The 12,225-nt window shown below is 62.5% G+C and carries 11 protein-coding genes; 5 read left to right on the top strand and 6 right to left on the bottom strand.

Features of this window, described 5'->3' with window-relative positions:
• Window positions 1-44: 44 nt before the first annotated feature.
• The 3 genes from SC1_RS10520 to SC1_RS10510 all read right to left on the bottom strand — a co-directional run bounded on the left by SC1_RS10520 (window position 45) and on the right by SC1_RS10510 (window position 3,628).
• A complete protein-coding gene (locus tag SC1_RS10520) occupies window positions 45-2,357 on the bottom strand; it encodes an ATP-dependent helicase (RefSeq protein WP_238586652.1) in 2,313 nt (770 codons plus the stop codon).
• A 10-nt stretch (window positions 2,358-2,367) separates the two neighbouring features.
• A complete protein-coding gene (locus tag SC1_RS10515; RefSeq protein WP_062181127.1) occupies window positions 2,368-3,249 on the bottom strand; it encodes a Rossmann-like and DUF2520 domain-containing protein in 882 nt (293 codons plus the stop codon).
• A gap of 70 nt (window positions 3,250-3,319) precedes the next feature.
• Window positions 3,320-3,628, bottom strand: coding sequence for a hypothetical protein (locus SC1_RS10510; protein ID WP_202966796.1), 309 nt, complete (start codon window positions 3,626-3,628; stop codon window positions 3,320-3,322).
• A 672-nt stretch (window positions 3,629-4,300) separates the two neighbouring features.
• Here SC1_RS10510 and SC1_RS10505 point away from each other — a divergent pair.
• Window positions 4,301-4,843, top strand: coding sequence for a septal ring lytic transglycosylase RlpA family protein (locus SC1_RS10505; RefSeq protein WP_238586651.1), 543 nt, complete (start codon window positions 4,301-4,303; stop codon window positions 4,841-4,843).
• Window positions 4,844-4,927: 84 nt separating this feature from the next.
• A complete protein-coding gene (locus SC1_RS10500; protein ID WP_238586726.1) occupies window positions 4,928-6,193 on the top strand; it encodes an MFS transporter in 1,266 nt (421 codons plus the stop codon).
• Here SC1_RS10500 and rsmD read toward each other — a convergent pair.
• Both rsmD and SC1_RS10490 read right to left on the bottom strand, forming a co-directional pair.
• Window positions 6,180-6,722, bottom strand: coding sequence for a 16S rRNA (guanine(966)-N(2))-methyltransferase RsmD (gene rsmD, locus SC1_RS10495; protein WP_062181114.1), 543 nt, complete (start codon window positions 6,720-6,722; stop codon window positions 6,180-6,182). The two genes, SC1_RS10500 and rsmD, sit on opposite strands and share 14 nt — an antisense overlap.
• The gene (locus SC1_RS10490; RefSeq protein WP_062181110.1) at window positions 6,722-7,582 is read right to left on the bottom strand and encodes a pseudouridine synthase; all 861 of its coding nucleotides are present in this window, start codon (window positions 7,580-7,582) and stop codon (window positions 6,722-6,724) included. The genes rsmD and SC1_RS10490 overlap by 1 nt, the downstream gene beginning before the upstream one ends.
• Before the next feature lie 131 nt (window positions 7,583-7,713).
• Between SC1_RS10490 and SC1_RS10485 the strand changes: the two genes are divergently transcribed.
• The 3 genes from SC1_RS10485 to SC1_RS10475 all read left to right on the top strand — a co-directional run bounded on the left by SC1_RS10485 (window position 7,714) and on the right by SC1_RS10475 (window position 10,755).
• Window positions 7,714-8,175 (top strand): response regulator, encoded by a 462-nt coding sequence (locus tag SC1_RS10485; protein WP_238586650.1) that lies wholly within the window; start codon window positions 7,714-7,716, stop codon window positions 8,173-8,175.
• A gap of 101 nt (window positions 8,176-8,276) precedes the next feature.
• Window positions 8,277-9,836 (top strand): MFS transporter, encoded by a 1,560-nt coding sequence (locus tag SC1_RS10480; protein ID WP_152682360.1) that lies wholly within the window; start codon window positions 8,277-8,279, stop codon window positions 9,834-9,836.
• 172 nt (window positions 9,837-10,008) lie between these two features.
• Window positions 10,009-10,755 (top strand): Fic family protein, encoded by a 747-nt coding sequence (locus SC1_RS10475; protein ID WP_083435783.1) that lies wholly within the window; start codon window positions 10,009-10,011, stop codon window positions 10,753-10,755.
• Between the two features lie 17 nt (window positions 10,756-10,772).
• Here the strand turns inward: SC1_RS10475 and SC1_RS10470 are convergent, their stop codons facing one another.
• Window positions 10,773-12,113, bottom strand: a complete 1,341-nt coding sequence (locus tag SC1_RS10470; RefSeq protein ID WP_062181104.1) for a folylpolyglutamate synthase/dihydrofolate synthase family protein — start codon at window positions 12,111-12,113, stop codon at window positions 10,773-10,775.
• Window positions 12,114-12,225: the final 112 nt, after the last annotated feature.

Genomic DNA, 12,225 nt, shown 5'->3' with positions numbered 1-12,225 from the left:
GCATGGGATGGCATATCATAACTAAAGTGGTAGACAATAAGAAATCAGGCGAGCTTGACGAAGCTGTCGAGCACCCGCTTGCCGCCGGCCTGATCGAACTCGACCTCCAGCTTGTTGCCGTCGATATCGATGATTTCGCCGTATCCGAATTTCTCATGGAAAACGCGCATTCCGATCGCGAGGTCCGATCGGGCCTTCGCGCCGACCGAGGCAGCAGGACTGCGCTCGGAAGGAGCGGGCGCGCGGGTTATCGTCGACGATTGCGCCGTCGCGCGCTGCCATGCCGGGCCGCGCGTCATCGTGCGCGCGGGCTGGCGCTCTGCGACATGCGCGAAGGGATCGCCCTGCGCCGACCAGTTGGCGCGCCACAGGCTCTGACCGCCGCCGAAGCTGTTCTCGCTGTCGACATGTTCGGGCGGGATTTCGGCGATGAAGCGGCTGGGGATGCTGCTGACCCACTGGCCATAGATACGGCGGTTGGCGGCGTGATAGATGCTCGCGCGCTGCCGCGCCCGCGTGATCGCGACATAGGCGAGGCGGCGTTCCTCTTCGAGGCTCTGCGTCCCGCCTTCGTCCATCGAGCGTTGCGAGGGGAAGACGCCATCCTCCCATCCCGCGAGGAAGACATGATCGAACTCAAGGCCTTTTGCCGCGTGGATCGTCATGATGGTGACGGTCTCGCTGGTATCATTATTGTCGCGATCCATGACCAGGCTGACATGCTCGAGGAAGGCTTCGAGCGATTCATATTCCTCCATCGCCCGGACGAGTTCGGAAAGGTTTTCCAGTCGGCCCGCGGCTTCGACGCTGCGGTCGGCTTGCAGCATCGCGGTGTAGCCCGATTCGTCGAGAATGAGCTGGGTCAGTTCGGGGTGCGACAGTTCGTTGGCCTTGGCCTGCCAGCCCCGCATCTGTGCCACGAAATTTGCGAGTTGGCGGCGCGCCTGCGGTGTCAGCTCGTCGGTTTCGGTGATCCGCGACGCTGCATGAAGAAGCGGAGCGCGTTCGTGGCGGGCAAACTGGTGGATGCGCGCGAGCGCCTTGTCGCCAAGCCCGCGCTTGGGCGTGTTGATGATCCGTTCGAACGCAAGATCGTCGGCGCTCGATTGGACGAGACGAAGATAGGCGAGGGCGTCGCGAATCTCGGCGCGCTCGTAGAAGCGGAAGCCGCCGACGATCCGGTAGGGCATGCCGATCGCGATGAAGCGGTCTTCGAACTCGCGCGTCTGAAACTGCGCGCGGACGAGGATCGCGGCGCGGTCGAGGCTGACCTTGCGATGCTGGAGCGTTTCGAGCTCCTCGCCGATCCGCCGCGCCTCTTCGGGCCCGTCCCAAACGCCGACGACGCGGAGCTTGTCGCCCGGTTCCAGGTCGGTCCAAAGCGTCTTCCCAAGGCGGCCCGAATTCTGAGCGATCAGTGCGGAGGCGGCGGCAAGAATCTGCGGTGTCGAGCGATAATTCTGTTCGAGCCGGATGACGGTCGCGCCTGGGAAATCCTTTTCGAAGCGCAGGATGTTCGCCACCTCGGCGCCGCGCCACGAATAGATCGACTGGTCATCATCGCCGACGCAGCAGATATTCTTGCGCGCCTGTGCGAGCAGGCGGAGCCAGAGATATTGGCTGGCGTTGGTGTCCTGATATTCGTCGACGAGGATATATTTGAAGCGCTCCTGATATTGTTCGAGCACGTCGCGGTGCGTCTTCAGGATCACGAGCATGTGGAGCAGCAAGTCGCCGAAATCGCAGGCGTTGAGCGTCTTCAGCCGCGCTTGATAGAGGGCGTAGAAATGCTGACCCTTGCCATCGGCGTAGGATTCCTTGTCGGCCGCGTCGAGATCGGCGGGAACGAGCCCGCGATTCTTCCACTTATCGATAAGACCCGCGAGTTGGCGCGCGGGCCAGCGCTTCTCGTCGAGTCCCTCAGCCTGGATAAGCTGTTTGAGCACGCGAAGCTGGTCATCGGTGTCGAGGATGGTGAAATTGCTCTGCAGTCCGACGAGTTCGGCATGTCGGCGCAACATCTTGGCCGCAATGCTGTGGAAGGTGCCGAGCCAGGGCATGCCCTCGACCGCGTCGCCGATCATGCGGCCGATGCGTTCGCGCATCTCGCGCGCCGCTTTGTTGGTGAAGGTGACCGCGAGGATTTCGGACGGCCAGGCGCGGCGCGTCGCCATGATGTGCGCGAGGCGCGCGGTCAGTGCCGCAGTCTTGCCCGTGCCGGCGCCCGCAAGCATCAGCACCGGCCCTTCGGTCGTCAGCACCGCCTGCCGCTGCGGACCGTTGAGGCCGTGCAGATAGGGCGGATCCGACGGGTCGGGACGGGTCAAGTCGGGCAGCGAGGCAGGGGTATCGTTCACGCGCGAACGATTAGGGAACAGCGAGCAGGCTGTCCAGTGCGGTGAGGCGGTCCGAGGGTAAGGTTCCGGCGCGTTTCAATTCGTCGAGTGTCGCACGCGCCATCGCGCGATAGGCGGGCAGGAGAGCCGGGCTGTCCGCCTCGATCGTGGCGAGGTGATCGCTAACGGTCTGTGCGTCGCCGCGCAGTAGCGGGCCGGACAATCCCGCAAAGCCGTGATCGAGACTGTTTTGAAGCGCGGCGCGAACGAGGGGCGCGAGCAACGCCGAAGGGTCTTCGACGCCGGCGTCGCGCAGCGTGTTCGCGGCGCCGGCGATCAGCGTAACCAGATGGTTCGACGCATGACAAAGCGCGGCGTGATAGAGCGACCGGCGCGCCTCCGCGATTTCGACGGTAACGCCGCCGAGCAGGGCAACGATCTGTCCAGCTTGCCGCGTGGCTTCGGGCGTTGAGCCCGTGATGGCAAAGCTTGCTCCGACCATCCGCTGGGCTTCGGCTTGCGGGTTCCCGGTGAAGGTCATAGCGGGATGAATTGCGGCGGTCGTCGCGCCCGCCGCGCGCAGCGGTTCGAGGATCGCTGCGCCGCTGCGTCCGCTGACATGAAAGACAAGCGGGGCGTGAATTGCCGGTCGTGCCGCGGCGATGCTGGCGACGACTTCGCTCAGCGCGTCATCTGAGACCGCGATCGCGACGACGTCACATTCGGTCATCAAATGATCGATGGTCGCTGCGAGAGTGGCACCGACCCGTGTCGCCGCCGAACGGGCGTTGTCCGCGGTTCTGCCCCAGATTAGCGGCGGCGCGGACATGTGGGGAGCGAAAGCGCGTGCGAACGCCTGTGCGACGCGGCCCGTGCCGACGATGCCGGGCCGATGGAAGCGAAAATCGGTCATGGGTGCGCGATGTAGCGAGTGGGCCGCACTTTCGCCAATGGAACGTCGGCTTCCGACCGGTTGCAGACGTTCAGCCGTTCCGCTCGACAACAGAAAACTGCGGCGTAGCCCTCGTCAAGACGTCTAGGCAGGCCCAACCCGTCACGAACTGATAGTGCGCCACTGGCCCGCTTGCTTCTTTCCATGTTTCAGACTGCAGGCGGGCGAATCGGCTCCCCGCTATTTCATACGCGAAATGGTTCGCCACCCGACCCTCGTCCGAAGTATCGTCTTGTTCAGTGCTCAATGCCATTTCATCGAGCATCCTGACAATGCAGGGAAGATCAAAGGAAACACGCAGAAGTCGTTCTGGCTGATCAGGCAATATGAAATCAGCCATGATCCCATTTGTCTCCCATCGAAAGCCAACGAGGTCGCTTGCAACGGCGTTCAAATGTATTCCCGGATCAATCGGTCGGCAGATAGGCATCACGCACCTTTGCATTCAATTACAGTGTCTGCAATCCGCCCCATATGCGCCTTTCACCGCCAGTTTGGATGGAATGGCGGGAAACGACCGATTGCGGCCTCCTCCATATCGTCACCCCGGACTTGATCCGGGGTCCCGCTTGAGGTCCAAGCCGGTCGATGCGCAAGAAAAGCGGGATCCCGGGTCAAGCCCGGGATGACGAAAATGGGATGTCCGCTCCCCACCCCAAAACAGACATCGCCTTCAAATAGGTCTTTCCTACATTATCCGGCTGTGCCAGCCCTCATCTGGCTCTTTCATTCAGTGAACAAAAAGCGGTCGCTGCCTGCTTGCGGGTGAGACCATGATCGGACGTGCCGCGCACATCCAGCACTCTGCGACTTGCAAATCGGGGCTCTCACAGGGCTGAACTTTCCTGAACTTTGGAATATTACGCAGCCCTCGCGCCGATCCGATCCGGATACAGCCGGGCGATATCGAAAGAGCGCAACGGCAGCTCCACACCCCAAATCCGCCAATATACTTTATCTCGTCAATTCCGGCCTCTAGGGTCAGCCTATGCAAAGATATTCGACGATTAAAATGATTGGCGCGACCTTGTCGGTCTTGGCTCTCTCTGCCTGTGCGGGAGGCAATTATCGTCCCGTCGCCGATACGCCGGTGCGGATCGGTCCTGCCTATAGCATCCGCGGGACGACCTATGTGCCCGCCGCCGCACCCGGCTATGAAACCGTCGGTTATGCGAGTTGGTACGGCAGCGAGTCGGGCAACCGCACTGCCAATGGCGAGCAGTTCCGCCCCGGTTGGATCACCGCGGCGCATACGACGCTGCCGCTGCCAACCTATGTCGAGGTGACGGCGCTTGATACCGGGCGGCGAATACTCGTGCGCGTCAACGATCGCGGGCCGTTCGCGCTTGGCCGGGTCATCGACCTGTCGCGCGGTGCCGCGGAACAGCTTGGCATGAAGGCCCAGGGGCATGCCGCGGTCCGCGTGCGCCGCGTCGAACCGTCGGAGAAGGATCGCGAACGGCTTCGCAAGGGTAAGCCCGCGGCTTCGCTGGCGCCGGTGCCCGAACGCGAACTGCAACGATTGCGCGCGCAGTTGACGCCGCCTGCGCGCTGATCCTGCGCTTTCCGGCTTGCGCCAAGTAGGGAAAGGCGTCCAAAGCGGCGCCGACATCAAATGGGAGGGGCATCGCCCGTGGATCTGGCACCTTACCGGGCGCATCGGCGCATCCTGACCGCGAGTCTTGTCGGCACCGCAGTCGAATTTTACGACTTCTACATATACGGCACCGCGGCAGCGCTGGTGTTCGGGCCGCTCTTCTTTCCCGAGAGTTCGGACTCGGCGCAGCTGATGTACAGCTTCATGACTTTTGGTCTGGCCTTCTTCGCACGGCCCGTCGGCGCGATCGTGTTCGGACATTATGGCGACCGGATTGGGCGCAAGTCGACGCTTGTCGCGTCGCTTATGCTCATGGGAGCGTCGACTTTGCTCATAGCCTTCCTGCCGACCTATGCGATGGTCGGATGGGTTGCGCCTTTGCTGCTCTGCATCCTGCGTTTCGGGCAGGGCTTCGGGCTCGGCGGCGAGTGGGGCGGGGCGGCATTGCTTGCGGTCGAGAATGCGCCGCCGGGATGGAAGTCGCGCTTCGGCATGTTCCCGCAATTGGGCGCGCCCGTGGGGTTTATCGCGGCGAATGGCCTGTTCCTGCTGCTTGGCCTGGGGCTCGATGACGCCGATTTTGCCGCGTGGGGCTGGCGCATTCCGTTCCTGCTGTCGGCGATCCTTGTCGGCCTGGGGCTTTGGGTGCGGCTCAAGATCACCGAGACGCCGGATTTCGCGGAGGCGCTGGAGAAGGACGCGCCGGTAGCAGTACCGATCGGCGACCTGATCCGCCATCATCTGGTTCCCACGCTTGCGGGGACGTTCGCGGTCGTCGCCTGTTTCGCGATCTTCTATCTCGCGACCAGCTTTGCGCTTGGGCATGGCACTCAGGCACTCGGCTATCCGAAGGAGCAGTTCCTGCTGACCCAGCTCGGCGCGATCCTGTTCATGGCGGTCGGCATCATTTTCGCGGGCTATGCAAGCGATGCGTCAAGCGAACAGCGCGTGCTGACCTGGGGCTGCGGCGCGACCGTGCTCATCGGGTTCGTGTTCGGACCGTCGCTGGCATCGGGAAGCTGGCCGATCATCTTCGTGGGCCTTGCCGCGGCGCTGTTCGTCATGGGGCTGGTCTATGGGCCGCTCGGTAGCTGGCTGACCGGCCTGTTCCCGGTGCATGTCCGATATACGGGTGCTTCGGTCGCATTCAATGCGGGCGGGATATTGGGCGGAGCCATGGCGCCGATCATCGCCCAAGCGCTCGCCGAATGGGGCGGGACGGGGACGGTGGGTTTCTATCTTGCGCTGGCAGGCGTGGTGAGCTGGCTGGGGCTGCTGATGGTCCGCCGGACCGTTACGCCAGCCTGAGCAAGGTCAGCTTGGCTTTGCCGACCTTTCGTGTCGCGTCGATTTCAAAGCCCGCGACCTCGACCGTTTCCTTCTCCGCGGTTTCGATCGAGATCAGGCTGTCGGGTCCGATCCAGCCGAGGCGATTGAGTTTGTCGAGCGCGACGCTGCCTGCGCCGGTGTCATAAGGCGCATCGAGCAACAGAAGATCATAGGTGCGCCGCGCCGGTCCCAGTGCGAGAACCGATCCGGCACGAATGTCGGCGCGCGGCGTTGCCCCGAATGTCGCCAAATTCTTGCGGAGTATGTCGAGCGCGTCGCGATCCTGCTCGGCGAACAGGCATTGCTCGGCCCCGCGCGACAGCGCCTCTATCCCGAGCGCGCCCGATCCGGCAAACAGGTCGGCGACCGCCAGCCCTTCGAAACTGCCGACGCGGCTCGTCAGCATCGAGAAGAGCGTCTCGCGCGTGCGGTCGGCGGTCGGACGCGTCGCGTCATTTTTGGGCGCGAGCAACTTGCGGCCACGCCATTCGCCAGCGATGACCCGCATCATCCCATCTGCCGCCGGAATTTGAACAATTCGTCGCGCGGCACGACATCGACCGCGCCGAGCGGCATGCCGCCAAGTTCGAACGCGCCATAGCGCGTACGGATGAGGCGGCTGACCTGCAGCCCGAAATGTTCGAGCACCTTGCGGACTTCGCGGTTCTTGCCCTCGGTCAGTGTCATTTCGACCCACTGGTTGCGCCCGGTGCGGCGTTCGAGGTTGGCGTCGATCTTGCCATAGCGGACGCCGTCGATCTCGATCCCCATCGCCAGTTCCTCAAGCTGCGCCTGGCTGATGTCGCCGAACGCGCGGGCGCGATAGGTGCGCTCGACCCCGCTCGCGGGCAGTTCGAGCTGGCGCTTGAACTCGCCATCGTTGGTAAGGAGCAGCAGTCCCTCGGTATTATAGTCGAGGCGACCGACGGGCATAAGGCGCGGAAGATCCTTGGGCAGCAGGTCATAGATCGTCTTGCGGTCTTTCGGATCGCGTGCTGCAGTGATGCAGCCGGCGGGCTTGTGAAAGCGATAGAGCCGCGTCGAGACCGGCTTGGCCACGGGGGTGCCGTCGACCGTCAACCCCTCGAGCGACGACAAGAGCGGCGCCGGCTGGACGATCACCTGACCATTCAGCGCGATGCGGCCTTCCTCGATTATCCGCTCGACATCGCGCCGCGACCCGATGCCAGCGCGCGCGAGCAGCTTTGCGATGCGTTGCGGCCCATCCTCACGCTCGGCCTCGGCGGGTTTTGCCTTGAGTGCGGATGCGACACCGCGCGCGGCGCGGCGTCCCTTCGGTGCGTCGCGATCGCCGGCAGCTTTAGGCGCCGAGCGGGGGGCGGGGCGGGGTGGACGGCGTGTGTTCATGGGAACAGATGCGACTTTCTTGTCGTTATTGTCGGAAAATGTGTTGCGTTGTGATCACGCTCATAGCCGGAAAAGACTCGCTTCGTCGATGGCAAGCAGAAGCGATCTTGCAGGACGGCACGGAGCGAGTCATGGCGTTGTTTGAGGGAGTCATCATGCTCTTTGGCCACCGCCCGACCTGCATCAAGCGATTGCTGATCATCGAGGATGATCCGCTGACCGCGTTCGACAATGAGCACACGCTGAAAATCAGCGGGTACGACATTGTCGCGACGGTCGATTCGGGCGAGGCCGCGGTGGCGATCATGGCCGTCGAGCCGGTGGATGCGGTTGTTCTCGATCTTGGCCTCGCGGGGCATATGACGGGGCGCGAAGTTGCCCGACTGGCGCGGGACCGCGGTATCGCCGTGCTGCTGGTGACGGGCCAATGTCCCGCCGACGCCGAAGAAATCGCCATCGCCTGCCTTGGCAAGCCGCACAGTGCATCGGCACTCGTATCGGCGCTGAAGGCCGTCGAGATGATGGCATGCAAAAATCAGGCGCCGCGCAAGGTAAGCGGGCTGACGACTTTCTGGCGCCCTGCTGCGGCGTGACCGCGGCCAATCGATAAATAGCCGCTTCCAATTTGAGGCCAAGGCTATAGGCCTTGGCCATAACAATGTGTCCGCCCGGCGGATGCGCGGGGAGCGTACGCATGTCGGTTGATCTGATTCGGTTTATAATTTTCGTGGCGATCCTTGGCGGACTGGCGATCGTCGCGCTGTCGATCCCGGCGTTCCGGCCGTATCTGCGCAAAAATCCGATGATCACGTTCCTGCTCGGCATCTCGAGCGGATTTCCACTAACGCTGCTGATCGCGACGATGACCTTCTGGCTGGCAAAGGTCGGGATCGATACGGCGACGATCGGCTTCGCGGTCGCCTTGGGCATACCCTATACGCTCAAATTCCTGTGGGCGCCGCTTGTCGACAAGCTGCCGTTGCCGTTCCTGACCCGGACTTTCGGGCAAAGGCGCGGCTGGTTGTTCCTCATTCAGGCCCTGCTATTCGTTTCGATCTGGCAGCTCGGCGCCAGCGACCCGAAACCCGGCGACATCGGCTTGTTCGCGGTCTGGGCGCTGATCACGGCCTTCCTGTCGGCGACGCAGGACATCGTTATCGACGCCTATCGCATCGAGATACTGGAAGAGGACGAGTTCGCGCACGGCACCGCGACCAATCAGTTCGGGTACCGAACCGGCAATCTGATCGCCGGTGCGGGCACGATCTATTTCGCGTCGAGCGAAGGGCTTGGGCTGGGCTGGGCGACCGCTTATGGTCTGACCGCCTTTTGCATTGTTCCCGCGATCCTCGGCGCACTTTGGGCGGGGCCTGGCAAATTCGTCGACCGGTTCGAACATGCATCGGGAATGAAGGCCGGACAGTGGCTGACCGAGGCGGTCGTCAATCCCTTCCGCGAGTTCCTGACGCGCCACGGCGCGTTCCTCATCCTCGGATTCGTGCTCGTGTACAAAGTCGGTGACGCGATGGGGCAGACGATGCTCGGACCGATGATCGTTGATCTCGGCTTTCCCGATCTCGACTATATTTCGGCCAACAAGCTGTGGGGCTTTGGCGCGTTGATCGTCGGCTCGGCGCTCGGTGCGCCCTTCCTACTTTGGCTCGGCATGGGCCGCGCCCTGCTGATCTCGGGTTTCATGATGATGTTCTCGAACGTCATGTTCATGATCCTTGCCGCTACGGGCAACAATTACTGGATGCTCGTCGCGGCGATCGTCACTGAAAATCTGACGAGTGGCATCGGGCTTACCGTGTTCGCCACCTATCTCTCGGGCCTGTCGAGTATCGCTTATACCGCGACCCAATTTGCGTTGCTGTCATCCTTTGCCGGCGTGGGGCGGACGTTCATGGCGGGCCCCGCGGGCATCGTTGCGGAGAAGCTGGGCTGGGTGGGCTTCTGGGGTTTCACCGTCGCCGCAGCGATCCCGGGCATGATCCTGCTGTGGGTACTGTGGAGCAAGGGTTATGTCGTCGAGAGCATCCGCCAGACCGGCGCGATCGATGATCGGCAGCTCAAGCAGCCGGTCGGCGCATGGCGGATCGTCGGATTTGCCTTGATCGTCGCTGGATTGGTCGGGGTTCTCCTCTATCAGCAGCTCGAACTCGGCGCACATATTCTCGCCGCGTCGCTCGTCGCGTTTGTTGTCGGCATATTGCTGGCGTGGAAGGGCAAGGGATCGGCCGCCGCGGCTTGATTCAGTGGAAGGCCGACCAGAAGCAATCCGCCGGATACCATCCGGAGGACATTGTTGGCGGCGCTAAAGCTTGTTGAGCGAGAAAATTGTTCGATCCCAGATGAATGGGACGCGCTCTGCTGCGTCTTACACATCAGAGGCATGAGGAAGCCTCCGATGGGGATATCAACCTATGCGTGCCGCAACTGTGACGAAATCGCAGCGACCAATGGGCCGAAAGACGTCGGTTCCTCATATTCTGATGGCTCCGCATACGGAACCCGATCTGCTCTTGAACATAGCGCTCAGCCAAATGTGGGAGGCTGCAAAAAATGCATGTTCTTCAAGCGATCAATCTGTCGCCAAGCTTGTTGCGGAGGATTTTCAACCCATTGAGGTGGTGAAAAATAGCTTTCCGGGCCTTTTTGACGAGTTGAGCGCCCATTCCTACACGGGCCGCCCAATCCAGATCGACAGGGCGCGGGACAAGGCATTGATGGAATTTCGAGCCTTGCGGCATGTCGAGCGTAGGGGCTTGCAGAACGCTCTCCTAAACGACGACGCCTTTCTGGATCTCGTGTTTTGCATTCATCGTGCCGTGAAGGGTGGCGGCACGCAAATTCGCCGCGGCCACATGATAATTCGCCCCGATGAAGGGGGGAATCTGATCATCTTTCCGCCCTGGCAATTATGTGATCGCCTGCTGCGGGCGTTGGCCGGCCTGCTGCGGGACTATATGGCGATCTGCCCAGCGCTTTGTCCTGTGATCGCTTATGTCGGCATCATTCACGCCCATCCGTTTCGCGACGCAAATGGCCGCACGGCTCGACTTCTATTCAACCTGCTGCTTCGCCACGTTGCGGGTTCAAGTCATTATCTTTTCAACATTGTTCGGCTCAAGATCAGAAATAGCCGAAACGTTATTTATATAATTTCGTAGCGATCAAAGCTGAAGGCCTAGACCGGCCACTCGTCGTTGAGGTCGAGCACGACGCCCGCGAGATAGAGCGAACCGCAAATTAGCACGTCGCCGGGGGCGCGATGGGCGGCGATATGGCGCAAAGCCGCCGTGACATCGTCGCAGGGCTGCGCGTCGATGATGCCGAGATCGGACTGGACCCAGTGGCATAGATCCTTGGGATCATGATGCTCGTGCCCCGGTATCGGGACCGCCTGAAACGAGGCGATGCGGTCGGCGAACGGGCGAAGGAAGCCCATTGCATCCTTGTTCTTCAAAAGGCCGCAGACGATGTGGAGCGGCGCCCGGTCGCGAAGGGCCTTGGCGAGCGCGACGCCCGCATCGGGATTGTGGCCGCCGTCGAGCCAGGTTTCGCTATCATCGGGCAAAAGCGCGGTGAGCGGTCCGGCGCCAAGGCGCTGCATTCGGCCAGGCCAGAAAGCATCGGTGACGCCCTGCGCGATCTGGGCGTCGGTCGGCTGCGGGGCGGGGGCGAGGCGCAGCATGGCGATGGCGAGCCCGGCGTTGCGCATCTGATGCACCCCGGCCATGCGCGGGCGCAGCGGCGGATCGATCGAGCCCAATTTTGAGGTCCAATGGAAAGCATCGCCGTCGGTCTCGATCGTCCAGCCGTCGCCTTCGGGGAAAAATGTTGCGCCGACGTCGGCGACCTTCGCGGCGATGGTCTCGCGGATATGGGGCGGATAGCCGAGGGTGGCGACGGGCGTATCGGCTTTTATGATGCCCGCTTTTTCCCAAGCGATGCGCATTGCTGGATCTTCCGGTGTCCCGGTTTCGGGGGCGAGGAGGAAGGCTTCGTGGTCGATGCCGAGGGAGGCGATGCCGGCGACCGCGGGCGGCGGGATGATGTTGGTCGCGTCGAGGCGACCGCCCAGGCCGACCTCGATGATACAGTCGTCGGCGGGGATGCGCGCGAAGGCAAGGAAGGCAGCGGCCGTGGTGACTTCGAAGAAGCTCGCCTGAAGATCGGCGGCCTCGTCGAGGACTTCTTCGAGCAGCGATGCAAGCAGCGCGTCGTCGATCAGCGTTCCGGCAAGGCGGATGCGTTCATTGAAACGTACTAGGTGCGGGCTGGTGTAAGAATGGACGCGGCGGCCTTGCGCTTCGAGGATCGCACGGAGAAACGCACAGGTTGATCCCTTGCCGTTGGTACCCGCGACATGGAAGGTTCGAGGAAGTTGATTCTGCGGATTGCCGAGGCGCGCGCAAAGCTCTGCAATGCGTTCGAGGCCGAGGATGTCGCGGCCCGGCGAGAGAGCGGCGAGGCGGTCGAGTTGAGCCTGCACTGCGGAGTCGGAGCTTTGGGCGTGGTCGGGCATCGTTGGACGGAGCCTATCAATAGTTCGTCATTGCGGGCGCAGCGAAGCAATCCAGGGCGGTTTGCGAGCTCGCTGGATTGCCGCGTCCCCCGGCTTTCGCCGGGGTCCTCGC

This window comes from Sphingopyxis sp. C-1, assembly GCF_001047015.1.
Lineage (GTDB): Bacteria > Pseudomonadota > Alphaproteobacteria > Sphingomonadales > Sphingomonadaceae > Sphingopyxis.
This window is presented reverse-complemented; position numbering and strand designations above follow the sequence as displayed.